The sequence below is a fragment of the Pseudomonas palmensis genome, assembly GCF_017848315.1.
In the GTDB taxonomy this organism is placed as follows: domain Bacteria; phylum Pseudomonadota; class Gammaproteobacteria; order Pseudomonadales; family Pseudomonadaceae; genus Aquipseudomonas; species Aquipseudomonas palmensis.
In genome coordinates, this window is the sequence record NZ_JAFKEC010000025.1 from 46,578 (window position 1) to 68,635 (window position 22,058).

35 protein-coding genes are annotated in these 22,058 nt (G+C 58.6%); 2 read left to right on the forward strand and 33 right to left on the reverse strand.

Annotated features, from left to right (window positions below):
• Window positions 1–63 precede the first annotated feature (63 nt).
• Window positions 64–636: a hypothetical protein gene (locus tag JZZ72_RS14940; protein WP_052504272.1), complete on the forward strand. Its 573-nt coding sequence runs from the start codon at window positions 64–66 to the stop codon at window positions 634–636.
• Between the two features lie 174 nt (window positions 637–810).
• Here JZZ72_RS14940 and JZZ72_RS14945 read toward each other — a convergent pair whose 3' ends face one another.
• Window positions 811–1,326, reverse strand: a complete 516-nt coding sequence (locus JZZ72_RS14945) for a single-stranded DNA-binding protein (RefSeq protein WP_043861918.1) — start codon at window positions 1,324–1,326, stop codon at window positions 811–813.
• Between the two features lie 9 nt (window positions 1,327–1,335).
• Complete coding sequence (locus tag JZZ72_RS14950) at window positions 1,336–2,730, reverse strand: MFS transporter (protein WP_054916437.1); 1,395 nt, start codon at window positions 2,728–2,730, stop codon at window positions 1,336–1,338.
• 129 nt (window positions 2,731–2,859) lie between these two features.
• Here JZZ72_RS14950 and uvrA point away from each other — a divergent pair, with 129 nt between their 5' ends.
• Entirely contained in the window at window positions 2,860–5,694 is a 2,835-nt protein-coding gene (uvrA, locus tag JZZ72_RS14955; RefSeq protein WP_043861920.1) for an excinuclease ABC subunit UvrA, read from the forward strand.
• A gap of 99 nt (window positions 5,695–5,793) precedes the next feature.
• On the opposite strand, the gene bfr is transcribed toward uvrA, so the two are convergent.
• The 31 genes from bfr to JZZ72_RS15110 all read right to left on the reverse strand — a co-directional run.
• Window positions 5,794–6,258, reverse strand: a complete 465-nt coding sequence (gene bfr / locus JZZ72_RS14960) for a bacterioferritin (RefSeq protein WP_043861921.1) — start codon at window positions 6,256–6,258, stop codon at window positions 5,794–5,796.
• 155 nt (window positions 6,259–6,413) lie between these two features.
• Window positions 6,414–7,862, reverse strand: a complete 1,449-nt coding sequence (locus JZZ72_RS14965; RefSeq protein WP_210014653.1) for a catalase — start codon at window positions 7,860–7,862, stop codon at window positions 6,414–6,416.
• Window positions 7,863–8,037: 175 nt separating this feature from the next.
• Window positions 8,038–8,424: a 50S ribosomal protein L17 gene (gene rplQ, locus JZZ72_RS14970; RefSeq protein WP_002555463.1), complete on the reverse strand. Its 387-nt coding sequence runs from the start codon at window positions 8,422–8,424 to the stop codon at window positions 8,038–8,040.
• Between the two features lie 43 nt (window positions 8,425–8,467).
• Window positions 8,468–9,469 carry a DNA-directed RNA polymerase subunit alpha gene (locus JZZ72_RS14975; RefSeq protein ID WP_003186012.1) on the reverse strand — a complete coding sequence of 334 codons (1,002 nt, stop codon included), beginning with the start codon at window positions 9,467–9,469 and terminating at the stop codon, window positions 8,468–8,470.
• 22 nt (window positions 9,470–9,491) lie between these two features.
• Complete coding sequence (gene rpsD / locus JZZ72_RS14980) at window positions 9,492–10,112, reverse strand: 30S ribosomal protein S4 (protein WP_043861923.1); 621 nt, start codon at window positions 10,110–10,112, stop codon at window positions 9,492–9,494.
• Between the two features lie 15 nt (window positions 10,113–10,127).
• Window positions 10,128–10,517: a 30S ribosomal protein S11 gene (rpsK, locus tag JZZ72_RS14985; RefSeq protein ID WP_002555466.1), complete on the reverse strand. Its 390-nt coding sequence runs from the start codon at window positions 10,515–10,517 to the stop codon at window positions 10,128–10,130.
• A gap of 30 nt (window positions 10,518–10,547) precedes the next feature.
• Window positions 10,548–10,904: a 30S ribosomal protein S13 gene (gene rpsM / locus JZZ72_RS14990; RefSeq protein ID WP_043861924.1), complete on the reverse strand. Its 357-nt coding sequence runs from the start codon at window positions 10,902–10,904 to the stop codon at window positions 10,548–10,550.
• Window positions 10,905–11,035: 131 nt separating this feature from the next.
• Window positions 11,036–11,152 carry a 50S ribosomal protein L36 gene (rpmJ, locus tag JZZ72_RS14995; protein WP_002555468.1) on the reverse strand — a complete coding sequence of 39 codons (117 nt, stop codon included), beginning with the start codon at window positions 11,150–11,152 and terminating at the stop codon, window positions 11,036–11,038.
• 28 nt (window positions 11,153–11,180) lie between these two features.
• Complete coding sequence (secY, locus tag JZZ72_RS15000) at window positions 11,181–12,512, reverse strand: preprotein translocase subunit SecY (protein ID WP_043861925.1); 1,332 nt, start codon at window positions 12,510–12,512, stop codon at window positions 11,181–11,183.
• Entirely contained in the window at window positions 12,513–12,947 is a 435-nt protein-coding gene (gene rplO, locus JZZ72_RS15005; protein WP_010220318.1) for a 50S ribosomal protein L15, read from the reverse strand.
• A gap of 3 nt (window positions 12,948–12,950) precedes the next feature.
• Window positions 12,951–13,127, reverse strand: a complete 177-nt coding sequence (gene rpmD, locus JZZ72_RS15010; protein WP_010220317.1) for a 50S ribosomal protein L30 — start codon at window positions 13,125–13,127, stop codon at window positions 12,951–12,953.
• 2 nt (window positions 13,128–13,129) lie between these two features.
• Window positions 13,130–13,630 carry a 30S ribosomal protein S5 gene (gene rpsE / locus JZZ72_RS15015; protein WP_043861926.1) on the reverse strand — a complete coding sequence of 167 codons (501 nt, stop codon included), beginning with the start codon at window positions 13,628–13,630 and terminating at the stop codon, window positions 13,130–13,132.
• Between the two features lie 3 nt (window positions 13,631–13,633).
• Window positions 13,634–13,984 carry a 50S ribosomal protein L18 gene (gene rplR, locus JZZ72_RS15020; RefSeq protein WP_043861927.1) on the reverse strand — a complete coding sequence of 117 codons (351 nt, stop codon included), beginning with the start codon at window positions 13,982–13,984 and terminating at the stop codon, window positions 13,634–13,636.
• 10 nt (window positions 13,985–13,994) lie between these two features.
• Entirely contained in the window at window positions 13,995–14,528 is a 534-nt protein-coding gene (rplF, locus tag JZZ72_RS15025; protein WP_043861928.1) for a 50S ribosomal protein L6, read from the reverse strand.
• Between the two features lie 12 nt (window positions 14,529–14,540).
• Window positions 14,541–14,933 (reverse strand): 30S ribosomal protein S8, encoded by a 393-nt coding sequence (rpsH, locus tag JZZ72_RS15030; RefSeq protein WP_010220313.1) that lies wholly within the window; start codon window positions 14,931–14,933, stop codon window positions 14,541–14,543.
• Window positions 14,934–15,141: 208 nt separating this feature from the next.
• Entirely contained in the window at window positions 15,142–15,447 is a 306-nt protein-coding gene (gene rpsN, locus JZZ72_RS15035) for a 30S ribosomal protein S14 (protein ID WP_043861929.1), read from the reverse strand.
• A 13-nt stretch (window positions 15,448–15,460) separates the two neighbouring features.
• Complete coding sequence (gene rplE / locus JZZ72_RS15040; RefSeq protein ID WP_043861930.1) at window positions 15,461–16,000, reverse strand: 50S ribosomal protein L5; 540 nt, start codon at window positions 15,998–16,000, stop codon at window positions 15,461–15,463.
• A 20-nt stretch (window positions 16,001–16,020) separates the two neighbouring features.
• Complete coding sequence (gene rplX, locus JZZ72_RS15045) at window positions 16,021–16,335, reverse strand: 50S ribosomal protein L24 (protein ID WP_008374158.1); 315 nt, start codon at window positions 16,333–16,335, stop codon at window positions 16,021–16,023.
• Window positions 16,336–16,346: 11 nt separating this feature from the next.
• Window positions 16,347–16,715: a 50S ribosomal protein L14 gene (rplN, locus tag JZZ72_RS15050; RefSeq protein ID WP_002555479.1), complete on the reverse strand. Its 369-nt coding sequence runs from the start codon at window positions 16,713–16,715 to the stop codon at window positions 16,347–16,349.
• A 23-nt stretch (window positions 16,716–16,738) separates the two neighbouring features.
• Window positions 16,739–17,005 (reverse strand): 30S ribosomal protein S17, encoded by a 267-nt coding sequence (gene rpsQ, locus JZZ72_RS15055; RefSeq protein WP_008374160.1) that lies wholly within the window; start codon window positions 17,003–17,005, stop codon window positions 16,739–16,741.
• Window positions 17,006–17,007: 2 nt separating this feature from the next.
• The gene (rpmC, locus tag JZZ72_RS15060; protein WP_002555481.1) at window positions 17,008–17,199 is read right to left on the reverse strand and encodes a 50S ribosomal protein L29; all 192 of its coding nucleotides are present in this window, start codon (window positions 17,197–17,199) and stop codon (window positions 17,008–17,010) included.
• Window positions 17,199–17,612: a 50S ribosomal protein L16 gene (gene rplP, locus JZZ72_RS15065; protein ID WP_003255479.1), complete on the reverse strand. Its 414-nt coding sequence runs from the start codon at window positions 17,610–17,612 to the stop codon at window positions 17,199–17,201. The genes rpmC and rplP overlap by 1 nt, the downstream gene beginning before the upstream one ends.
• Before the next feature lie 12 nt (window positions 17,613–17,624).
• The gene (gene rpsC, locus JZZ72_RS15070; RefSeq protein WP_010220308.1) at window positions 17,625–18,311 is read right to left on the reverse strand and encodes a 30S ribosomal protein S3; all 687 of its coding nucleotides are present in this window, start codon (window positions 18,309–18,311) and stop codon (window positions 17,625–17,627) included.
• Window positions 18,312–18,324: 13 nt separating this feature from the next.
• Window positions 18,325–18,657: a 50S ribosomal protein L22 gene (gene rplV / locus JZZ72_RS15075; protein ID WP_003103908.1), complete on the reverse strand. Its 333-nt coding sequence runs from the start codon at window positions 18,655–18,657 to the stop codon at window positions 18,325–18,327.
• Between the two features lie 11 nt (window positions 18,658–18,668).
• On the reverse strand, window positions 18,669–18,944 hold the full coding sequence (gene rpsS / locus JZZ72_RS15080; RefSeq protein ID WP_002555486.1) for a 30S ribosomal protein S19: 276 nt from the start codon (window positions 18,942–18,944) through the stop codon (window positions 18,669–18,671).
• 16 nt (window positions 18,945–18,960) lie between these two features.
• Complete coding sequence (gene rplB / locus JZZ72_RS15085) at window positions 18,961–19,785, reverse strand: 50S ribosomal protein L2 (RefSeq protein ID WP_078481646.1); 825 nt, start codon at window positions 19,783–19,785, stop codon at window positions 18,961–18,963.
• Between the two features lie 14 nt (window positions 19,786–19,799).
• Window positions 19,800–20,099: a 50S ribosomal protein L23 gene (gene rplW, locus JZZ72_RS15090; protein ID WP_009397515.1), complete on the reverse strand. Its 300-nt coding sequence runs from the start codon at window positions 20,097–20,099 to the stop codon at window positions 19,800–19,802.
• Complete coding sequence (rplD, locus tag JZZ72_RS15095; protein ID WP_010220305.1) at window positions 20,096–20,698, reverse strand: 50S ribosomal protein L4; 603 nt, start codon at window positions 20,696–20,698, stop codon at window positions 20,096–20,098. Before rplD ends, rplW begins: the two co-directional genes overlap by 4 nt.
• Before the next feature lie 12 nt (window positions 20,699–20,710).
• Entirely contained in the window at window positions 20,711–21,346 is a 636-nt protein-coding gene (gene rplC / locus JZZ72_RS15100; RefSeq protein ID WP_043861931.1) for a 50S ribosomal protein L3, read from the reverse strand.
• A gap of 81 nt (window positions 21,347–21,427) precedes the next feature.
• Window positions 21,428–21,739, reverse strand: a complete 312-nt coding sequence (rpsJ, locus tag JZZ72_RS15105) for a 30S ribosomal protein S10 (protein WP_003186070.1) — start codon at window positions 21,737–21,739, stop codon at window positions 21,428–21,430.
• 143 nt (window positions 21,740–21,882) lie between these two features.
• The coding region (locus JZZ72_RS15110) for an EF-Tu C-terminal domain-related protein (protein WP_448180506.1) at window positions 21,883–22,058 on the reverse strand (176 nt) is incomplete at its 5' end.

The following is a 22,058-nucleotide window of genomic DNA, read 5'->3' on the forward strand; positions in this document are numbered from 1 at the left end:
TTATCGATGCGTGCAACGGGTGCATAATCGCCAGCCTGACCACCATCGCCAAGGGACTGCATGATGCAATTGGACAAGAACGGGTTGCCGCTGCTGGAGCAGTTTGGCGAAGAAGGTTTTGTGGACTGCGTGTTTCAGGTGCAGCACCTGATGCAGGATGACGTGCACTACCACTTTGACCTGCGTGCCGCGTTCGCCGGGCACTCGGTGGGTGTGCGGGCGCGGCTGCGGCGCGACGTGCAGCCGGGGTTCGATGGTGAGATGAACGTGATACAGGCGCACTTCTACAGCGACGGGCTCGAGATCTCGTCGCTGGGCCTGGAGACCGAGCGGTTCATCGAGGCGCTGGCACAGCTGTATGAAATCGAGCTGGTCGATGGCCCCGGGGCGGTCGGCGAGCGCTTCAGCGTGATTGCGCTGCACCAGGCGGACACCGGGCTTGAAGCGGGTGCGGTGCGCCTGAAGGTGTTCGGCAACGACCGTTCGGATTCGGCGCCAGGCAGCTACTACGAAAGCTTCTTCAATGTCGACCTGCCAGCCGGTCATGTGTACTGGAACGAGAAGGACGTGGAGTATCGCGCACCGATGCTCAATGCACTGGCCGGGCTGGTGGGCCAAGGCGTGGCCGCGGCGTGAGTGCTCACGGGCCGCTTCACCTCCTGGCGGCCCGCTAGAGGTACCGCGAGGCCCGCACGTGCGCTGAACATCGCAAGCGTGTCAGGGCCACCGCCCACCGAGGTTTCCCCAGAACGCAAAACGCCCGATGCTGCGCATCGGGCGTTTGTCTTGAAGCGCGGCGTTGGCCAGGGCTCAGAACGGGATGTCGTCATCGAAGCTGTCGAAGTCGGCAGCCGGCTGCGGCGCAGGCTGTTGCGGCGCAGGGCGCTGCTGAGGGGCCTGCTGCGGACGCTGCTGAGGCGCCTGCTGACGTGGGGCCTGGTTGTAGTTGTTGCCACCCTGCTGCGAACCGTCCTGGTTTTGCGGACGACCACCCAGCAGCTGCATGGTGCCCTGCATGTCGACGATGATCTCGGTGGTGTAACGCTTGATGCCGTCCTTTTCCCACTCGCGGGTCTGCAGCTTGCCCTCGATGTACACCTGCGAACCCTTGCGCAGGTACTCGCCGGCAATCTCGGCAACCTTGCCGAACATCGACACTCGGTGCCACTCGGTACGCTCGACCTTCTGGCCGGTCTGCTTGTCGGTCCACTGCTCGCTGGTGGCCAGGCTGAGGTTGGTCACCGCGTTGCCGTTGGGCAGGTGGCGAACTTCAGGGTCCTGGCCGCAAGTGCCGACCAAAATGACTTTGTTAACCCCACGGGCCATAACGTTCTCCTAGGCTTGGCACGCCGCGGGCGCCGGGTTTACCAGCAGCTCCAGGGCCGTACGATCCAAAATTTGTGTATCCAGTTTGATATAGATGGCGGCTTCCTCTGCCACCACCACTGCGTCGGTCACACCCGGCACGGCCTTGAGGCGCTCGGTCAAGCCCGCTTCGCGCATCGCTTCTGGCGACAACGGCAAGCGCAGGCTCGTCACGTAAGGTGGTTCGCGCATAGTAACAGCTATGGCCAACCAAAGGGCACAGAGGCCTGCGCACCCCAGGAAAACCACGCTCAAGCCGCCATGCTGGAACAACCAGCCACCCATGATCCCGCCCAGCGCCGCCCCCAGGAACTGGCTGGTGGAGTACACCCCCATCGCCGTGCCCTTGCCACCGGCCGGCGACACCTTGCTGATCAGCGAAGGCAACGAGGCTTCGAGCAGGTTGAAGGCGGTGAAGAAGATCACCGTGCCGATCACCAGTGACTGCAGGCTGTTGCCCAGCTCCCAGAAAAACAGCTCTGTGAGCATGAGCACACTGACCGCGCCCAGCAGGACACGTTTCATCTTGCGCTTTTTTTCACCGTAGATGATGAACGGAATCATTGCGAAGAATGAAACCAGCAAGGCGGTGAGGTAGACCCACCAGTGCTCCTCTTTCGGCAACCCGCCACGCTCCACGAACGCCAGCGGCAAGGCGACGAAGCTGGCCATGAGGATGGCGTGCAGCACGAAGATGCCGACGTCCAGGCGTAGCAGGTCGGGGTGACGCAGGGTCGGCCCCAGGGCCTGCTTGGCCACGCCCGACTCGCGGTGCGCCAGCGGGCCGTTGGAGGCCGGCACCACGAAGGCGATCAGGCCGATGCCCACCACCGCCATCGCCGCGGTGGCCAGGAACAACCCCGACAGGCCGAAGGCCCGCGTTACCAGAGGCCCCACGACCATCGCCACGGCGAACGACAGGCCGATGCTCATGCCGATCATGGCCATGGCCTTGGTGCGGTGCTGTTCGCGGGTGAGGTCCGAGAGCAACGCCATGACCGCGGCGGAGATGGCGCCCGCACCCTGCAGGATGCGCCCGGCGATCACGCCCCAGATCGAGTCGGCCTGCGCTGCCAGCACGCTGCCCAGGGCAAAGATCACCAGCCCCAGGTAGATCACCGGCCGACGGCCGATGCGGTCGGAAATGACCCCGAACGGAATCTGCAGTACGGCCTGGGTCAGGCCATAGGCACCGATGGCCAGGCCGATGAGCGCCGGCGTGGCGCCCGCCAGGTCCATGCCATAGGTGGCCAGTACCGGCAGCACCATGAACATGCCCAGCATACGGAAGGCGAACACCAGGGCCAGGCCGCCTGCGGCGCGGGTCTCGCTGCCGCTCATGCGTTCGCTGTGGGGATCGTGCATGGATAAACCTCGTGTGAACCGGCGGCGATTCTACCAGTCGGATCGGTTAACGGCATATACGCGACGCTTTGCCGCGTGGTGGCAGCGCGCCGTATACTCCTCCGTTTATGCCCGCCAAGCGAGGCCGCAGTGGACAAGATCCTGATACGTGGGGCACGTACCCACAACCTTAAGAACATCGACCTGACCCTGCCCCGGGACAAACTGATCGTCATCACCGGTCTGTCCGGGTCCGGCAAGTCATCGCTGGCGTTCGACACCCTGTACGCCGAAGGCCAGCGTCGCTACGTGGAATCGCTGTCGGCGTATGCCCGCCAGTTCCTGTCGATGATGGAAAAGCCAGACGTCGACACCATCGAGGGGCTGTCGCCGGCCATCTCGATCGAGCAGAAGTCGACCTCGCACAACCCGCGCTCGACCGTGGGCACCATCACCGAGATCTACGATTACCTGCGCCTGCTGTATGCCCGTGTGGGCACCCCACGCTGCCCCGACCACGACATCCCGCTCGAAGCCCAGACTGTCAGCCAGATGGTCGACCTGGTGCTGGCCCAGCCCGAGGGCAGCAAGCTGATGCTGCTGGCTCCGGTGATTCGCGAGCGCAAGGGCGAGCACCTGGCGGTGTTCGAAGAGCTGCGTGCCCAGGGCTTCGTGCGCGCACGGGTCAACGGCAAGCTGTACGAGCTGGACGAGTTGCCCAAGCTCGACAAGCAGAAGAAGCACAGCATCGATGTGGTGGTCGACCGCTTCAAGGTGCGCGACGACCTGCAGCAGCGCCTGGCCGAATCGTTCGAGACGGCCCTTAAGCTGGCCGATGGCATCGCCCTGGTGGCGCCGATGGACGACGAGCCGGGTGAAGAGATGATCTTCTCGGCGCGCTTCGCCTGCCCGATCTGCGGCCACGCGATCAGCGAGCTGGAGCCCAAGCTGTTCTCCTTCAACAACCCGGCCGGCGCCTGCCCGACCTGCGACGGCCTGGGCGTGAAGCAGTTCTTCGACATCAAGCGCCTGGTCAACGGCGAGCTGACCCTGGCCGAGGGCGCGATTCGCGGCTGGGACCGGCGCAATGTGTATTACTTCCAGATGCTCGGCTCGCTGGCCGCGCATTACGGGTTCAGCCTGGAGGTGCCGTTCAACGAGCTGCCGGCCGACCAGCAGAAGGTGATCCTGAACGGCAGTGGCAAGCACAACGTCGACTTCAAGTACCTCAACGACCGGGGCGATATCGTCAAGCGCTCGCACCCCTTCGAGGGCATCGTGCCGAACCTGGAGCGGCGCTACCGCGAGACCGAATCGGCCACCGTGCGTGAAGAGCTGGCCAAGTTCCTTAGTACCCAGCCCTGCCCCGACTGCCGCGGCACCCGCCTGCGCCGCGAGGCGCGCCATGTGTGGGTGGGCGAGAAGACCCTGCCGGCGGTTACCAACCTGCCGATCGGCGATGCCAGCGACTACTTCGGCGGCCTCAAGCTGACCGGGCGCCGTGGCGAGATCGCCGACAAGATCCTCAAGGAAATCTGCGAACGCCTGCAGTTTCTGGTGAACGTGGGCCTGGACTACCTGACGCTGGATCGCAGCGCCGATACCCTGTCGGGCGGCGAGGCCCAGCGTATCCGCCTGGCCAGCCAGATCGGCGCCGGCCTGGTGGGGGTGATGTACATTCTCGACGAGCCATCCATCGGCCTGCACCAGCGCGACAACGATCGCCTGCTGGGCACCCTCAACCACCTGCGCGACATCGGCAACACGGTGATCGTGGTGGAGCACGACGAGGACGCCATCCGCATGGCCGACTACGTGGTGGATATCGGCCCGGGCGCGGGCGTGCATGGCGGCCAGATCGTGGCCGAGGGCACCCCGGCCGAGGTGATGGCGCACCCGGACTCGCTGACCGGCAAGTACCTGTCGGGCCGCGTGAAGATCGCCGTGCCGGCCAAGCGCACCCCGCGCAACAAGAAGCTGTCGCTCAAGCTCAAGGGCGCACGCGGCAACAACCTGCAGAACGTCGACCTGGAGATCCCGATCGGCCTGCTGACCTGCGTGACCGGCGTGTCCGGTTCGGGCAAGTCGACGCTGATCAACAACACCCTGTTCCCGCTGGCGGCTACCGCGCTCAACGGTGCCAGCACGCTGGAAGCTGCGGCCCACGACAGCTGCGATGGCCTGCAGCACCTGGACAAGGTGGTGGATATCGACCAGAGCCCGATCGGGCGTACACCGCGCTCCAACCCGGCGACCTACACCGGGCTGTTCACGCCGATCCGCGAGCTGTTCAGCGGCGTGCCGGAGTCGCGCTCGCGCGGCTACGGGCCGGGGCGTTTCTCGTTCAACGTCAAGGGCGGGCGCTGCGAGGCGTGCCAGGGCGATGGCCTGATCAAGGTCGAGATGCACTTCCTGCCCGACATCTACGTGCCGTGCGACGTGTGCAAGAGCAAGCGCTACAACCGCGAAACGCTGGAGATCAAGTACAAGGGCAAGAACATCCACGAGGTGCTGGAAATGACCATCGAGGAAGCCCGCGAGTTCTTCGATGCGGTGCCGGCACTGGCGCGCAAGCTGCAGACGCTGATGGACGTGGGCCTGTCGTACATCAAGCTGGGCCAGTCGGCGACCACGCTGTCCGGTGGTGAGGCGCAGCGGGTCAAGCTGTCACGCGAGCTGTCCAAGCGCGATACCGGCAAGACGCTGTACATCCTCGATGAGCCGACCACTGGCCTGCACTTTGCCGATATCCAGCAACTGCTGGACGTGCTGCATCGCCTGCGTGATCACGGCAACACCGTGGTGGTGATCGAGCACAACCTGGACGTGATCAAGACCGCCGACTGGCTGGTGGACCTTGGGCCGGAAGGCGGCTCCAAGGGCGGACAGATCATCGCCTGCGGCACGCCGGAGGAGCTGGCCGAGATGAAGCAGTCGCACACGGGGTATTACCTCAAGCCGCTGCTGGCGCGCGACCGGGCCTGAACTGCAGGAGCCGGCCTTGCCGTCTCCTGCACAGCGGCATGCGGGCACAAAAAAAGGCCATCGGGTACACCCCGATGGCCTTGTTCGTTGCGCGGTGGATTACATCTGCGATTGCAGGTAGTTCTCCAGGCCCAGCGACTTGATCAGACCCTGCTGCTTCTCCAGCCAGTAGGTGTGATCTTCTTCGGTGTCGGCCAACTGCACACGCAGGATGTCACGGCTGACGTAGTCCTTGTGCAGCTCGCACAGCTCGATGCCTTTGCACAGCGCAGCGCGCACCTTGTACTCAAGGCGCAGGTCGGCGGCGATCATCTCGGGCACGGTGGTGCCGATGTCCAGGTCGTCCGGGCGCATGCGCGGGGTGCCTTCGAGCATGAGAATGCGGCGCATCAGGGCGTCGGCGTGTTGTGCCTCTTCTTCCATCTCGTGGTTGATACGCTCGTAGAGCTTGCTGAAGCCCCAGTCTTCGTACATGCGCGAGTGGATGAAGTATTGGTCACGTGCCGCCAGTTCGCCCGTCAGCAACGTGTTGAGATAATCGATTACGTCCGGGTGACCTTGCATTGCCCTGACTCTCCCTGTGTGAAAGCCATAGTTTGAACCAGGATGACTGTAAGGTCACTGCAAATTGCGCTAAAACCGCTAAAAAAGTGGGCAAACAGTAGTCAATTGCATTGAAAAACCGCCCAGATGAGGGCGGTTCTTCTTATCACTTCGACTTAGGCCAGATTGAGACCCAATGCCTTTGCGATTCCCCCTCCGTAGGCCGGATCGGCCTTGAAGAAGTGCTGCAGCTGACGCTCCACCACATCGCGCGAGACGCTGGCCATGGTGCCGGCGATGTTGGCGATCAGCAGGGCCTTCTGCTCATCGTTCATCAGGCGGAACAGCGCACCGGCGTGACTGTAGTAGTCGGTGTCTTCACGATGATCGTAACGGTCTGCTGCGCCACCGAGGGCCAGTGCAGGCTCAGCGTACTGCGGGGCCTGCTTGGGTGCGTCGGCGTAGCTGTTGGGCTCGTAGTTGGGCGCCGCGCCGCCGTTGCTGCCAAAGGCCATCGAACCATCGCGCTGGTAGCTGTTCACCGGGCTGCGTGGGGCGTTTACCGGCAGTTGCTGGTGGTTGGTACCCACACGGTAACGGTGAGCGTCTGCGTAGGCGAATATGCGGCCCTGCAGCATGCGGTCTGGCGACAGCCCCACACCGGGGATCATGTTGCTGGGGCCGAACGCGGCCTGCTCGACTTCGGCAAAGTAGTTGAGCGGGTTGCGGTTGAGCTCCAGTTCGCCCACCTCGATCAGCGGATAGTCCTTCTGCGACCAGGTCTTGGTCACGTCGAACGGGTTCTCGGCACGGCTGGCGGCCTCGGCTTCGCTCATGACCTGGATGCACACGCTCCATTTAGGGAAGTCACCGCGCTCGATCGCTTCGAACAGGTCGCGCTGGGCGTAATCCGGGTCGGTACCGGCCAGGCGGGCCGCCTCGGCAGGCGCCAGGTTCTTGATGCCCTGCTTGGTCTTGAAGTGCCACTTGACCCAGGTACGCTGGCCCTGTGCGTTGATCAGGCTGTAGGTGTGGCTGCCGAAACCGTGCATGTGACGGTAACCGTCCGGGATGCCGCGGTCGGAAAACAGGATGGTGACCTGGTGCAGCGATTCGGGCGAATGCGACCAGAAGTCCCACATCATCTGCGGGCTTTTCAGGTTGCTTTGAGGCAGGCGCTTCTGGGTGTGGATGAAGTCCGGGAACTTCAACGGATCACGGATGAAGAACACCGGCGTGTTGTTGCCCACGATGTCCCAGTTGCCTTCCTCGGTGTAGAACTTGAGTGCAAAACCCCGAGGGTCACGCTCGGTATCGGCCGAACCCCGCTCGCCACCCACGGTGGAGAAACGCAGGAAGGTCTCGGTCTGCTTGCCGACGCTGCCGAACAGCTTGGCGCAGGTGTACTGGGTGATATCGCGGCTGACGGTAAACGTGCCATAGGCACCCGACCCCTTGGCGTGTACACGGCGCTCAGGGATGTTCTCGCGGTTGAAGTGCGCAAGCTTTTCAATCAGGTGGAAGTCTTCCAGCAACAACGGACCCCGCGGGCCTGCCGAACGCGAGTTCTGGTTGTCGGCGACCGGCGCGCCACTGGCGGTGGTCAGCGTTTTGTTCTGGCTCATGCACTCTCTCCTTAATCAGACTTTTGCGGCCGGCTAATCGGCGTAGGCAGAAGTATCGACCAGGAACATGACACCATCAAATTCATTACATGACTGAGATCAATAGATTATTTCAATTCACGCAGAAACAAAAAACCGGGCACTGGGCCCGGTTCCTTGTTACAGACTGTTCGCCTTACTCAGCAGCTTCAACCGAGCCACCAACAGGACGATCAACCAGCTCGACGTACGCCATAGGTGCGTTATCGCCAGCGCGGAAACCGCACTTGAGGATACGCAGGTAGCCGCCCTGACGGGTGGCATAGCGCTTGCCCAGATCGTTGAACAGCTTACCGACGATTTCTTTCGAACGGGTACGGTCGAAAGCCAGACGACGGTTAGCAACGCTGTCTTCCTTGGCCAGGGTGATCAGCGGCTCGGCAACGCGGCGCAGTTCCTTGGCTTTTGGCAGAGTAGTTTTGATCAGCTCGTGCTCGAACAGCGACACCGCCATGTTCTGGAACATGGCCTTACGGTGAGAGCTGGTACGGCTCAGGTGACGTCCACTTTTACGATGACGCATGGGTTCATTCCTTACCAAACACTACGTTCGGTGATTACGACGATCAGGCAGTCGCCTTGTCGTCCTTCTTAAGACTTGCAGGCGGCCAGTTGTCGAGGCGCATGCCGAGGGACAGACCACGGGAGGCCAGAACGTCCTTGATTTCGGTCAAGGATTTCTTGCCCAGGTTCGGAGTCTTCAACAGTTCTACTTCGGTACGCTGAATCAGGTCGCCGATGTAGTAAATGTTCTCCGCCTTAAGGCAGTTGGCCGAACGCACGGTCAATTCCAGATCGTCAACCGGACGAAGCAGGATCGGATCGATCTCGTCTTCCTGTTCGACTACCACTGGTTCGCTGTCACCCTTGAGGTCGACGAATGCAGCCAACTGCTGTTGCAGGATGGTTGCAGCACGACGGATTGCCTCTTCAGGATCCAGAGTACCGTTGGTTTCCAGATCAATAACCAGCTTGTCCAGGTTAGTACGCTGCTCGACACGGGCGTTTTCCACCACGTATGCGATACGGCGAACCGGGCTGAACGAAGAGTCGAGCTGCAAGCGACCAATGCTGCGGCTTTCGTCTTCATCGCTCTGACGCGAATCGGCCGGTTCATAACCACGACCACGAGCTACGGTGAGCTTCATGTTCAAGGCGCCATTGGACGCCAGGTTAGCGATTACGTGATCGGGGTTAACGATCTCGACATCATGATCCAGCTGAATATCGGCAGCGGTAACCACCCCCGAACCCTTCTTCGACAAGGTCAGCGTAACTTCGTCACGACCGTGCAGTTTGATAGCCAGGCCTTTCAGGTTCAACAGGATTTCAATGACGTCTTCCTGAACACCTTCGATGGCGGAGTACTCGTGGAGTACACCGTCGATCTCGGCCTCGACTACTGCACAGCCAGGCATGGAGGACAACAGGATGCGGCGCAGCGCGTTGCCCAGGGTATGGCCAAAACCACGCTCGAGAGGCTCGAGAGTGATTTTAGCGCGGGTTGGACTGACGACCTGCACATCGATGTGGCGGGGCGTCAGGAACTCATTTACCGAAATCTGCATGGATGCACCTATTTTCTAGCCCTTACTTGGAGTAGAGCTCGACAATCAGGCTTTCGTTGATGTCGGCAGACAGATCACTGCGAGCAGGAACGTTCTTGAAAACGCCCGACTTCTTCGCGGTGTCTACATCTACCCACTCAACGCGGCCACGCTGGGCGCACAGTTCAAGGGCTTGAACAATGCGCAGCTGGTTCAGCGACTTCTCGCGAACCGCGACCACGTCACCCGGACGAACTTGGTAGGACGGAACGTTTACAGTCTTGCCGTTAACGCTGATCGCTTTGTGCGAAACCAGCTGACGGGATTCGGCACGAGTAGCGCCAAAGCCCATACGATAAACGACGTTATCCAGACGGCATTCGAGCAGTTGCAGCAGGTTCTCACCAGTAGCGCCCTTCGAGGAGGCCGCTTGCTTGTAGTAACCGCTGAACTGACGCTCGAGCACGCCGTAGATACGACGGACTTTTTGCTTTTCACGCAGCTGGGTGCCGTAGTCGGACTGACGACCGCGGCGCTGACCGTGAATACCTGGGGCTGCTTCGATGTTGCACTTCGATTCCAGAGCGCGAACGCCGCTCTTCAGGAACAGATCGGTGCCTTCACGACGAGACAGTTTGCATTTTGGACCAATGTAACGTGCCATTTATCTGTCTCCTGATTACACGCGGCGCTTCTTCGGCGGACGGCACCCGTTATGCGGGATTGGCGTCACGTCGGTGATGCTGGCGATCTTGTAGCCACAGCCGTTCAGAGCACGAACAGCGGACTCACGACCTGGACCTGGACCCTTGACGTTGACGTCGAGGTTCTTCAGACCATATTCCAGCGCAGCTTGACCAGCACGCTCAGCAGCTACTTGAGCAGCGAACGGGGTGGACTTGCGGGAACCGCGGAAACCCGAACCGCCGGAGGTAGCCCAGGACAGGGCGTTACCTTGACGATCGGTAATGGTCACGATGGTGTTGTTAAAGGACGCATGGATGTGGGCGATGCCATCAACCACTGTCTTTTTAACTTTTTTACGAGGACGAGCAGCAGGTTTTGCCATGTCTATATTCCTGTCGATTCGCTGGTGCGATTACTTGCGGATCGGCTTACGCGGACCTTTACGGGTACGCGCGTTGGTCTTGGTACGCTGACCGCGTACTGGCAGACCCCGACGATGACGCAGGCCGCGGTAGCAACCCAGGTCCATCAACCGCTTGATTTTCATGTTGATGTCGCGACGCAGGTCACCTTCAGTGGTGAACTTCGCAACTTCGCTACGCAGCTGTTCAATCTGCTCGTCGCTCAGATCTTTGATCTTCACGGCTGGGTTGACCCCAGTGTCTGCACAGATTTTCTGTGCAGTTGTGCGACCGACACCATAGATGTAGGTCAGCGAGATAACAGTGTGCTTGTTATCTGGAATGTTAACGCCTGCAATACGGGCCATTCAGTGGGACTCCAATTGACAGCTACCTACGCCCCGGAAGCCAAGAAATAGGGCGCGAGATAATATCGCTGTAGAAACAAATAATCAACCCAGCAGCGCACTAGCTGCTGGGTTTGAAGCACAGATCACACTCAGCCTTGGCGCTGCTTGTGACGTGGTTCCGCGCTGCAAATCACTCGCACAACACCTTCGCGGCGAATAATTTTGCAGTTACGGCACAGCTTTTTCACCGATGCACGAACTTTCATCACCAACTCCTCGAACCTTAAGGGTCTCTCAGCGCAGCATTCCGCTGCCACCGTAGCCTTTCAGGTTGGCTTTCTTCATCAGGGATTCGTACTGGTGCGAAACGAGGTGCGATTGTACTTGGGACATGAAGTCCATCACAACCACTACCACAATCAGCAACGAGGTCCCGCCAAGGTAGAACGGAACGTTTGCCGCTACCACCAGGAACTGGGGCAACAGACACACGGCCGTCATATAAAGAGCACCGAACATGGTCAAGCGGGTCAGAACGCCATCAATGTAGCGCGCCGACTGCTCGCCTGGACGGATGCCCGGAATAAAGGCACCGGACTTCTTCAGGTTTTCCGCTACGTCTTTCGGATTGAACATCAACGCCGTATAGAAGAAGCAGAAGAAAATAATCCCTGCACTAAACAGCAGAATATTCAACGGCTGACCAGGAGCGATCGACTGCGAGATGTCCTGCAGCCAGCCCATACCTTCAGACTGACCAAACCAGGCACCCAGCGAAGCCGGGAACAGCAAAATGCTGCTTGCGAAAATGGCTGGGATGACCCCGGCCATGTTCACCTTCAGCGGCAAGTGGCTAGTCTGCGCAGCGAAGACCTTGCGGCCCTGCTGACGCTTGGCGTAGTGAACGGCGATTCGACGCTGACCACGCTCAATGAACACCACAAAACCGATAATCGCTACTGCCAGCAAACCGATAGCGACCAGAGCGAAAATGTTGATATCGCCCGTACGTGCAGACTCGAAAGACTGCCCGATTGCTCTCGGAAGACCGGCGACGATACCTGCGAAAATCAACATCGAGATACCGTTGCCTACACCGCGCTCCGTGATTTGCTCACCCAGCCACATCATGAACATCGCACCCGCCACAAACGTGGAGACAGCGACGAAATGGAAGCCAAAGTCAGCAGAAAACGCTACACCCTGACCGGCCAGGCCGATGGACATGCCAACAGCCTGGACCAGCGCCAGGATAACGGTGCCGTAGCGGGTGTACTGGCTGATCTTGCGACGGCCAGCTTCACCTTCCTTCTTCAACTGCTCCAGCTGCGGGCTGACGGCGGTCATCAGCTGCATGATGATCGATGCCGAAATGTACGGCATGATCCCCAGTGCAAAGATGCTCATCCGTTCCAGCGCGCCGCCGGAAAACATGTTGAACAAGCTAAGAATGGTCCCCTCATTCTGTCGAAACAGTTCCGCCAGCCGGTCCGGGTTGATGCCTGGAACTGGGATGTGTGCGCCTATCCGATAGACGATGATCGCCAGAAACAGAAAACGCAGACGAGCCCAAAGTTCAGACATCCCGCCTTTACCGAGCGAAGAGAGAGCACCTTGCTTAGCCATTTATTCCTCGAACTTGCCGCCAGCTGCTTCGATAGCCGCACGCGCACCTTTGGTGGCTGCGATACCCTTGATGGTGACCGCGCGAGTAACTTCGCCGGACAGCATGATTTTCACACGCTGTACGTTTTGGTTAATCACGTTGGCATCCTTCAAGGATTGCACGGTGACAACGTCGCCTTCCACTTTGGCCAGCTCGGACAGACGCACTTCTGCGCGGTCCATGGCTTTCAGGGAAACGAAGCCGAATTTCGGCAGACGACGGTGCAGCGGCTGTTGACCGCCTTCAAAGCCTGGAGCGATGGTGCCACCGGAGCGGGAGGTCTGACCTTTGTGGCCACGGCCACCGGTCTTGCCCAAACCACTACCGATACCACGACCCGGACGATGCTTCTCGCGACGGGAACCCGGCGCTGGACTCAGATCATTGAGTTTCATCGATTAACCCTCGACGCGCAGCATGTAGTAAGCCTTGTTGATCATCCCGCGATTCTCGGGAGTATCCAGGACTTCTACAGTGTGACCGATGCGGCGCAGACCCAGACCCTTAACACACAGTTTGTGGTTAGGGAGACGGCCGGCGGTGCTTTTGATCAGCGTTACTTTGACGGTAGCCATGATCAGCGGATCTCCTCGACGCTCTTGCCGCGCTTGGCAGCAATGGATTCAGGAGATTGCATAGCCTTCAGACCCTTGAAAGTGGCATGAACCACGTTCACTGGGTTGGTCGAGCCGTAGCACTTGGCCAGGACGTTCTGAACGCCAGCAACTTCCAGGACAGCACGCATCGCGCCACCGGCGATGATACCGGTACCGTCGGAAGCAGGCTGCATGTACACCTTCGAAGCGCCATGGGCGGACTTGGTGGCGTACTGCAGAGTGGTGCCGTTCAGGTCTACCTGAATCATGTTGCGACGGGCAGCTTCCATGGCTTTCTGGATCGCAGCAGGTACTTCGCGCGATTTGCCACGGCCGAAACCAACGCGACCCTTGCCATCACCTACCACGGTCAACGCGGTGAAGGTGAAGATACGGCCGCCTTTTACGGTTTTGGCTACGCGGTTAACTTGAACCAGCTTCTCGATGTAGCCTTCGTCGCGCTTTTGATCGTTATTTGACATAACTTAGAACTCCAGTCCGCCTTCACGAGCACCATCTGCCAGCGCTTTAACGCGGCCGTGGTACTTGAAGCCAGAACGGTCAAAGGCAACTTGAGATACACCGGCGGCTTTCGCGCGCTCAGCTACCAGCTTGCCAACCTTAGTGGCCGCGTCGATGTTGCCAGTGGCGCCATCACGCAGGTCTTTGTCCAAAGTCGAGGCGCTGGCCAGGACTTTGCTGCCGTCGGCCGAAATGACCTGGGCATAGATGTGCTGCGAGGAGCGGAACACGCAGAGACGCACGACTTCGAGTTCGTGCATTTTCAGGCGTGCTTTGCGAGCGCGACGCAGTCGAGTAACTTTTTTGTCGGTCATTTGCTATGCCCTACTTCTTCTTGGCTTCTTTACGACGGACGACTTCGTCCGCGTAACGCACACCCTTGCCTTTGTACGGCTCTGGTGGACGGAAGTCGCGGATTTCAGCGGCCACCTGACCTACCAGCTGCTTGTCGATACCCTTGATCAGGATGTCGGTCTGGCTAGGGGTCTCAGCGGTGATGCCCTCAGGCAGTTCATAATCCACTGGGTGCGAGAAGCCGAGCGCCAGGTTCAGCACGGTGCCCTTGGCTTGCGCCTTGTAACCAACACCGACCAGCTGGAGCTTGCGCTCGAAGCCTTGGCTTACGCCCTGGACCATGTTGTTCACGAGTGCACGGGTAGTGCCGGCCATTGCGCGAGTTTGTTGGTCGCCGTTGCGAGCAGCGAAACGCAGCTCACCAGCTTCTTCAACAACTTCAACGGACGAGTGAACGTTCAGTTCGAGAGTGCCCTTGGCACCCTTCACCGAAAGCTGTTGGCCGACGAATTTGACTTCGACACCGGCTGGCAGCTTAACGGGGTTCTTAGCGACGCGAGACATGCTTATCCCCCCTTAGAACACTGTGCAGAGTACTTCGCCGCCGACACCGGCAGCGCGCGCAGCACGATCAGTCATCACACCTTTGTTGGTGGAGACGATAGACACGCCCAGACCGCCACGTACTTTCGGCAGTTCTTCGACGGACTTGTACTGACGCAGGCCTGGACGACTTACGCGCTTGACTTCCTCGATGACCGGACGGCCTTCGAAGTATTTCAGCTCGATGGACAGCGAAGGTTTGACTTCACTGCTGACCTGATAACCCGCGATGTAACCTTCGTCTTTCAGAACTTTGGCTACAGCCACCTTCAGGGTCGAGGACGGCATGCTTACGACGGACTTTTCAGCCATCTGGGCATTACGGATTCGAGTTAGCATGTCCGCTAACGGGTCCTGCATACTCATGGGCTAGACGCTCCTGATACAAGAAAAATTAGCCTTTCGGCTACTACAGTCACCTGAACACAACGGGCAAAAAACCCGGGCTCAGGTGAGCCGGTCATTCTAGACACATCCCAGAAACGAAACAAGCCCCATAAGGGGCTTGTTTCGTTGCAAGATCACCGGCGGTCGGAAGATCACTCCCCCGCCGCCAGGGCCCTGCCGGTACGTCTTACCAGCTGGCTTTGACCAGACCTGGAACGTCACCGCGCATTGCTGCTTCACGCAGCTTGTTACGGCCGAGGCCGAACTTGCGGTAAACGCCGTGTGGACGACCGGTGATGCGGCAGCGGTTACGCATGCGCGAGGCGCTTGCGTCACGTGGCTGCTTCTGCAGAGCGATCGAGGCTGCCCAACGTTCTTCTGGAGTTGCATTCAGATTAACGATGGTAGCTTTGAGCTCAGCACGCTTCTTGGCGTATTTAGCAACCGTGAGCTGACGCTTCAGCTCGCGGTTTTTCATGCTCTTCTTGGCCATTTTCCTACTCCAATCAGTTGCGGAACGGGAATTTGAAAGCGCGCAGCAGAGCGCGACCTTCGTCATCCGTACGAGCAGTGGTGGTCAGGGTAATGTCCAGACCGCGCAGAGCATCGATCTTGTCGTAGTCGATTTCCGGGAAGATGATCTGCTCTTTCACGCCCATGCTGTAGTTGCCACGACCGTCGAAGGACTTGGCATTCAGGCCGCGGAAGTCGCGAACCCGAGGCAGGGAGATCGCCAGCAGGCGGTCCAGGAATTCGTACATACGATCACGGCGCAGAGTGACTTTGACGCCGATCGGCCAGCCCTCACGGACTTTGAAGCCCGCGATGGATTTCCGAGCGAAAGTCACAACGGCTTTTTGACCGGTGATCTTCTCGAGGTCAGCTACAGCGTGCTCGATGACTTTCTTGTCGCCGACAGCTTCGCCCAGACCCATGTTCAGGGTGATCTTGGTAACGCGCGGAACTTCCATCACGTTCGCCAGCTTAAGTTCTTCCTTAAGCTTGGGAGCAATTTCCTTCCGGTAAATCTCTTTCAGTCGTGCCATGGTCTTCTACCTAGCAGTGTTCAAGCATCAACCGCTTTTTGGGTCGACTTGAAGACACGAATTTTTTTGCCTTCTTCTACTTTGAAACCAACGCGGTCAGCCTTGTTGGTTTCGCCGTTGAAGATGGCGACGTTGGAAGCGTGCAGTGGCGCTTCTTTCTCGACGATACCGCCTTGTACGCCCGACATAGGGTTAGGCTTGGTATGACGCTTCACCAGGTTGATCCCACCAACGACCAGACGGTCGTCAGCGAGAACCTTGAGCACCTTACCGCGCTTACCTTTGTCTTTGCCGGCGATCACGATGATCTCGTCGTCACGACGAATCTTTTGCATGTCGGATCTCCTTACAGCACTTCTGGGGCGAGCGAGACGATCTTCATGAACTTCTCAGTACGAAGTTCACGGGTCACTGGCCCAAAGATACGGGTGCCGATCGGCTCTTGCTTGTTGTTCAGCAGAACAGCAGCATTGCCATCAAAGCGGATGATGGAGCCGTCAGCACGACGGACACCGTGGCGAGTGCGGACTACAACAGCAGTCATCACCTGGCCTTTCTTCACTTTACCGCGAGGAATTGCTTCCTTGACGGTTACCTTGATGATGTCACCGATACCGGCGTAGCGACGGTGCGAACCGCCGAGCACCTTGATGCACATGACGCGACGAGCGCCGCTGTTATCGGCCACATCGAGCATGGATTGAGTCTGAATCATAAAATTTCTCCGACCCCTAGCCCTTAGACTTCAACAGCGCGTTCGAGAACTTCAACCAGTGCCCAGGACTTGGTCTTGGCCAGCGGACGAGTCTCGCGGATGGAGACCTTGTCGCCGATGTGGCACTGGTTGGTTTCGTCGTGCGCGTGCAGCTTAGTCGAACGCTTAACGTATTTACCGTAGATCGGGTGCTTTACGCGACGCTCGATCAGTACGGTGATGGTTTTGTCCATCTTGTCGCTGACGACACGGCCAGTCAGCGTACGGACGGTTTTTTCAGCTTCAGCCATGATCACTTACCTGCCTGCTGGTTGAGCACAGTTTTCACGCGAGCGATGTCACGCTTAACTTGCGAGAGCAGGTGCGACTGCCCCAACTGGCCAGTTGCCTTCTGCATACGCAGATTGAACTGGTCGCGCAGCAAGCCGAGCAGTTGCTCGTTCAGCTGCTGTGCTGATTTTTCACGAAGTTCATTCGCTTTCATCACATCACCGTCCGCTTAACAAAGGAGGTGGCGAGAGGCAGCTTTGCAGCCGCCAAGGCGAATGCCTCACGCGCCAGCTCTTCAGAAACACCCTCGATCTCGTACAGGACCTTGCCTGGCTGGATCTGGGCAACCCAGTACTCCACGGAACCCTTACCTTTACCCATCCGCACTTCGAGAGGCTTCTTGGAGATCGGCTTGTCCGGGAATACACGGATCCAGATCTTGCCGCCACGTTTTACGTGACGGGTCAGGGCACGACGTGCCGATTCGATCTGGCGAGCGGTGAGACGACCGCGAGCAACAGCTTTCAGAGCAAACTCGCCGAAGCTGACTTTGCTACCGCGCAGTGCCAGACCACGGTTGTGGCCAGTCATCTGCTTGCGGAATTTTGTACGCTTTGGTTGCAACATTTGGCGTACCCCTTACTTAGCAGCTTTTTTACGAGGCGCTGGTGCTTGTGGTTTCAGTTCTTCTTGGCGACCACCAATAACTTCGCCTTTGAAAATCCAAACCTTCACACCGATCACACCGTAAGTGGTGTGAGCTTCGTAAGTGGCATAGTCGATGTCGGCACGCAGGGTGTGCAGTGGCACACGACCTTCGCGATACCATTCAGTACGTGCGATTTCAGCACCGCCGAGACGACCGCTCACCTGGATCTTGATGCCCTTGGCACCAATACGCATGGCGTTCTGTACGGCGCGCTTCATGGCGCGACGGAACATCACACGACGCTCCAGCTGCTGAGCTACGCTCTGAGCTACCAGCATACCGTCGAGTTCCGGCTTGCGGATCTCTTCGATATTGATGTGCACAGGCACACCCATTTGCTTGGTCAGGTCCTGACGCAGTTTCTCAACATCTTCACCTTTCTTCCCGATAACGATACCTGGACGAGCGGTGTGGATGGTGATGCGTGCAGTTTGAGCCGGACGATGGATATCGATACGGCTAACGGACGCGCTTTTTAGTTTGTCTTGGAGGTACTCACGCACATTCAGATCTGCGAGCAAATAGTCCGCATAAGTCCGACCGTCTGCGTACCAGACGGAGGTGTGCTCCTTGACGATTCCCAGGCGAATGCCAGTGGGATGTACTTTCTGACCCATCTGATCGACTCCGTTACTTGTCCGCAACCTTGACAGTGATATGGCAAGACCGCTTGACGATGCGATCAGCGCGGCCTTTGGCACGCGGCATGATGCGCTTCAGCGAACGCCCTTCGTTGACGAAAACGGTGGAGACCTTCAGGTCATCAACGTCTGCGCCTTCGTTATGCTCGGCGTTGGCTACGGCCGACTCGAGGACTTTCTTCATGATTTCAGCGGCTTTTTTGCTGCTGAAGGCCAACAGGTTGAGCGCTTCGCCCACCTTCTTCCCGCGGATCTGGTCGGCGACCAAGCGGGCTTTCTGGGCGGAGATGCGAGCGCCCGACAACTTAGCGGCTACTTCCATTTCCTTACCCCTTAACGCTTGGCTTTCTTGTCAGCCACGTGCCCGCGGTAGGTGCGGGTACCGGCGAACTCGCCCAGTTTATGGCCGACCATGTCTTCGTTCACGAGAACTGGGACGTGTTGGCGACCGTTGTGTACCGCGATGGTCAGACCGACCATTTGTGGCAGGATCATCGAACGGCGCGACCAGGTCTTAACTGGTTTGCGATCGTTCTTTTCCGCCGCCACTTCGATCTTCTTCAGTAGGTGAAGATCGATAAAAGGACCTTTTTTCAGAGAACGTGGCACTGTCGTATCCCTCTATTTACTTGCGACGACGGACGATCATTTTGTCGGTACGCTTATTACCACGAGTCTTCGCGCCCTTAGTCGGGAAGCCCCATGGCGATACCGGATGACGACCACCGGAGGTACGACCTTCACCACCACCATGTGGGTGGTCAACCGGGTTCATGGCAACACCACGAACGGTTGGGCGAACGCCACGCCAGCGTTTGGCACCAGCTTTACCCAGCGAACGCAGGCTGTGCTCGGAGTTCGAGACTTCGCCCAGGGTCGCACGGCACTCAGCCAGGACTTTACGCATTTCACCAGAGCGCAGACGCAGGGTCACATAGACACCTTCGCGAGCGATCAGCTGAGCCGAAGCACCAGCGGAACGAGCGATCTGTGCACCTTTGCCCGGCTTCAGTTCGATGCCGTGAATGGTGCTACCCACTGGAATGTTGCGCAGTTGCAGGGAGTTGCCTGGCTTGATTGGAGCCAGAGCACCTGCGATCAGCTGGTCGCCAGCACTCACGCCTTTAGGGGCGATGATGTAGCGGCGCTCGCCGTCTGCGTAGCAGAGCAGTGCGATGTGAGCAGTACGGTTCGGGTCGTATTCGATACGCTCGACAGTGGCGACGATGCCGTCCTTGTCGTTGCGACGGAAGTCGACCATACGGTAATGCTGCTTATGACCACCACCTACGTGACGCGTAGTGATGCGGCCATTGTTGTTACGACCACCAGACTTCGATTTCTTCTCGAGCAGCGGTGCGTGAGGAGCGCCTTTATGCAGCTCCTTGTTGACCACCTTGACCACGAAACGGCGGCCAGGGGAAGTCGGTTTGCATTTAACGATTGCCATGATGCACCCCTTCCTTACTCAGCACTGCTGCTGAAATCGAGATCTTGGCCGGGTTGAAGGGAGATGATCGCCTTCTTCCAGTCATTACGCTTGCCCAGACCGCGAGCGGTACGCTTGGTCTTACCCAGAACGTTCAGGGTAGTCACGCTTTCCACTTTCACGCTGAACAGGCTTTCGACGGCCTTCTTGATTTCCAGCTTGGTTGCGTCGGTAGCAACCTTGAAAACGAACTGGCCTTTCTTGTCAGCCAGAACCGTGGCCTTCTCGGAAACGTGCGGGCCAAGTAGAACTTTAAATACGCGTTCCTGGTTCATCCCAGCAGCTCCTCGAATTTCTTCACGGCCGACACGGTGATCAACACCTTGTCGTATGCGATCAGACTGACCGGATCGGAACCCTGTACGTCACGTACGTCGACGTGCGGCAGGTTGCGAGCAGCCAGGTACAGATTCTGATCAACAGCATCAGAAACGATCAGTACGTCGCTCAGACCCATGCCGTTCAGTTTGTTCAGCAGGTCTTTGGTTTTCGGTGCTTCAACAGCGAAGTCCTGAACCACGACCAGACGGTCGGTACGCACCAGCTCGGCGAGGATGGAACGCATTGCTGCGCGGTACATCTTCTTGTTGAGCTTCTGCGAGTGGTCTTGAGGACGAGCTGCGAAAGTGGTACCGCCGCCACGCCAGATTGGGCTACGGATAGTACCGGCACGAGCGCGGCCAGTGCCTTTCTGACGCCATGGGCGCTTGCCGCCACCAGCAACGTCGGAACGGGTTTTCTGCTGCTTGGTGCCCTGACGGCCGCCGGCCATGTAGGCCACGACTGCTTGGTGTACCAGCGTCTCGTTGAATTCGCCGCCGAAAGTCAGTTCGGAAACTTCGATCGCTTGAGCGTCATTTACATTTAGTTGCATGTCAGCTTCCCCTTAACCGCGAGCCTTGGCAGCCGGACGCACAACCAGATTGCCGCCAGTAGCGCCAGGAACGGCACCCTTGACCAGCAACAGATTGCGTTCAGCGTCGACGCGCACTACTTCGAGGGACTGAACGGTCACGCGCTCGGCGCCCATGTGACCGGACATTTTTTTGCCCTTGAATACACGACCAGGAGTCTGGCACTGGCCGATAGAGCCCGGGACGCGGTGGGAAACGGAGTTACCGTGGGTATTGTCTTGACCGCGGAAATTCCAACGCTTGATGGTACCGGCAAAGCCTTTACCTTTCGACTGACCGGTAACGTCTACCATTTGGCCAGCAGCGAAGATTTCTGCATTGATCAAGTCGCCAGCCTGGTACTCGCCTTCTTCAAGACGGAATTCCCAGACACCGCGACCAGCGGCAACGTTCGCTTTAGCGAAGTGACCTGCTTGAGCAGCAGTCACACGCGAAGCGCGACGCTCGCCAACAGTGACTTGCACTGCGCGATAGCCATCAGTTTCTTCGGTTTTGAACTGGGTGACGCGATTCGGCTCGATCTCAATGACCGTGACCGGAATGGAGACACCTTCTTCGGTGAAAATACGGGTCATACCGCATTTACGACCGACTACACCAATAGTCATGTTGTAAACCTCATGAGTGTACGGGGCTTTCACCCGCTATGGCCGCCCATTTCAGAGCGTTACACGACTAAGACCCGAGTCTTAGCCGAGGCTGATCTGCACTTCCACGCCTGCCGCAAGATCGAGCTTCATAAGAGCATCAACGGTTTTATCCGTTGGCTGGACGATGTCCAGTACGCGCTTATGAGTACGGATCTCGTACTGGTCACGCGCGTCTTTGTTGACGTGCGGGGAGACCAGAACGGTGAACCGCTCTTTACGGGTAGGCAGTGGAATTGGACCACGCACTTGAGCACCAGTACGTTTCGCGGTTTCCACGATTTCCTGGGTGGATTGGTCGATCAGGCGATGGTCAAAAGCCTTCAACCTGATACGGATTTGCTGATTTTGCATTGGATTTCAGACTCCAGGCTGCTATTCCCACCGGGCGCACTACGCCCGTTAAAAGGAGGCGTGATTCTATAGACACCCCCACTGAGTGTCAACCCAATAAAAAAGCCCCCGCAAAAGCGGGGGCCTTTCTAAACGATCAACGATTACTCGATGATTTTGGCTACGACGCCGGCGCCGACGGTACGACCGCCTTCACGGATAGCGAAGCGCAGACCGTCTTCCATCGCGATGGTCTTGATCAGAGTGACAGTCATCTGGATGTTGTCACCTGGCATTACCATTTCAACGCCTTCTGGCAGCTCGCAGTTACCAGTCACGT

Excerpts from the sequence above, each read along its gene's own strand:
- rpsH (WP_010220313.1), bottom strand. The coding sequence starts at position 14,933 with ATGAGTATGCAGGACCCGTTAGCGGACATGCTAACTCGAATCCGTAAT.
- JZZ72_RS14945 (WP_043861918.1), bottom strand. The coding sequence starts at position 1,326 with ATGGCCCGTGGGGTTAACAAAGTCATTTTGGTCGGCACTTGCGGCCAG.
- rplD (WP_010220305.1), bottom strand. The coding sequence starts at position 20,698 with ATGCAACTAAATGTAAATGACGCTCAAGCGATCGAAGTTTCCGAACTG.
- JZZ72_RS14950 (WP_054916437.1), bottom strand. The coding sequence starts at position 2,730 with ATGCACGATCCCCACAGCGAACGCATGAGCGGCAGCGAGACCCGCGCC.
- rpsK (WP_002555466.1), bottom strand. The coding sequence starts at position 10,517 with ATGGCAAAACCTGCTGCTCGTCCTCGTAAAAAAGTTAAAAAGACAGTG.
- rplV (WP_003103908.1), bottom strand. The coding sequence starts at position 18,657 with ATGGAAGTAGCCGCTAAGTTGTCGGGCGCTCGCATCTCCGCCCAGAAA.
- rpsD (WP_043861923.1), bottom strand. The coding sequence starts at position 10,112 with ATGGCACGTTACATTGGTCCAAAATGCAAACTGTCTCGTCGTGAAGGC.
- rpsC (WP_010220308.1), bottom strand. The coding sequence starts at position 18,311 with ATGGGTCAGAAAGTACATCCCACTGGCATTCGCCTGGGAATCGTCAAG.
- rpsE (WP_043861926.1), bottom strand. The coding sequence starts at position 13,630 with ATGTCAAATAACGATCAAAAGCGCGACGAAGGCTACATCGAGAAGCTG.
- rplB (WP_078481646.1), bottom strand. The coding sequence starts at position 19,785 with ATGGCAATCGTTAAATGCAAACCGACTTCCCCTGGCCGCCGTTTCGTG.
- rpsM (WP_043861924.1), bottom strand. The coding sequence starts at position 10,904 with ATGGCCCGTATTGCAGGCGTTAACATTCCAGATAACAAGCACACTGTT.
- rplP (WP_003255479.1), bottom strand. The coding sequence starts at position 17,612 with ATGTTGCAACCAAAGCGTACAAAATTCCGCAAGCAGATGACTGGCCAC.
- rpsQ (WP_008374160.1), bottom strand. The coding sequence starts at position 17,005 with ATGGCTGAAGCTGAAAAAACCGTCCGTACGCTGACTGGCCGTGTCGTC.
- rplC (WP_043861931.1), bottom strand. The coding sequence starts at position 21,346 with ATGACTATTGGTGTAGTCGGTCGTAAATGCGGTATGACCCGTATTTTC.
- bfr (WP_043861921.1), bottom strand. The coding sequence starts at position 6,258 with ATGCAAGGTCACCCGGACGTAATCGATTATCTCAACACGTTGCTGACG.
- rpmC (WP_002555481.1), bottom strand. The coding sequence starts at position 17,199 with ATGAAAGCGAATGAACTTCGTGAAAAATCAGCACAGCAGCTGAACGAG.
- rplR (WP_043861927.1), bottom strand. The coding sequence starts at position 13,984 with ATGACCGACAAAAAAGTTACTCGACTGCGTCGCGCTCGCAAAGCACGC.
- rplN (WP_002555479.1), bottom strand. The coding sequence starts at position 16,715 with ATGATTCAGACTCAATCCATGCTCGATGTGGCCGATAACAGCGGCGCT.
- rplF (WP_043861928.1), bottom strand. The coding sequence starts at position 14,528 with ATGTCTCGCGTCGCTAAGAACCCCGTTAAGCTGCCAGCCGGTGTCGAA.
- rpsN (WP_043861929.1), bottom strand. The coding sequence starts at position 15,447 with ATGGCCAAGAAGAGCATGAAAAACCGCGAGCTGAAGCGTCAGCTCACG.
- rplQ (WP_002555463.1), bottom strand. The coding sequence starts at position 8,424 with ATGCGTCATCGTAAAAGTGGACGTCACCTGAGCCGTACCAGCTCTCAC.
- rpmD (WP_010220317.1), bottom strand. The coding sequence starts at position 13,127 with ATGGCTACCGTCAAAGTAACGCTGATCAAAAGCACCGCCGGCCGTCTC.
- rpmJ (WP_002555468.1), bottom strand. The coding sequence starts at position 11,152 with ATGAAAGTTCGTGCATCGGTGAAAAAGCTGTGCCGTAACTGCAAAATT.
- rplO (WP_010220318.1), bottom strand. The coding sequence starts at position 12,947 with ATGAAACTCAATGATCTGAGTCCAGCGCCGGGTTCCCGTCGCGAGAAG.
- rplX (WP_008374158.1), bottom strand. The coding sequence starts at position 16,335 with ATGCAAAAGATTCGTCGTGACGACGAGATCATCGTGATCGCCGGCAAA.
- JZZ72_RS14975 (WP_003186012.1), bottom strand. The coding sequence starts at position 9,469 with ATGCAGATTTCGGTAAATGAGTTCCTGACGCCCCGCCACATCGATGTG.
- rplE (WP_043861930.1), bottom strand. The coding sequence starts at position 16,000 with ATGGCACGACTGAAAGAGATTTACCGGAAGGAAATTGCTCCCAAGCTT.
- JZZ72_RS14940 (WP_052504272.1), top strand. The coding sequence starts at position 64 with ATGCAATTGGACAAGAACGGGTTGCCGCTGCTGGAGCAGTTTGGCGAA.
- rpsJ (WP_003186070.1), bottom strand. The coding sequence starts at position 21,739 with ATGCAAAATCAGCAAATCCGTATCAGGTTGAAGGCTTTTGACCATCGC.
- JZZ72_RS14965 (WP_210014653.1), bottom strand. The coding sequence starts at position 7,862 with ATGAGCCAGAACAAAACGCTGACCACCGCCAGTGGCGCGCCGGTCGCC.
- secY (WP_043861925.1), bottom strand. The coding sequence starts at position 12,512 with ATGGCTAAGCAAGGTGCTCTCTCTTCGCTCGGTAAAGGCGGGATGTCT.
- rplW (WP_009397515.1), bottom strand. The coding sequence starts at position 20,099 with ATGAACCAGGAACGCGTATTTAAAGTTCTACTTGGCCCGCACGTTTCC.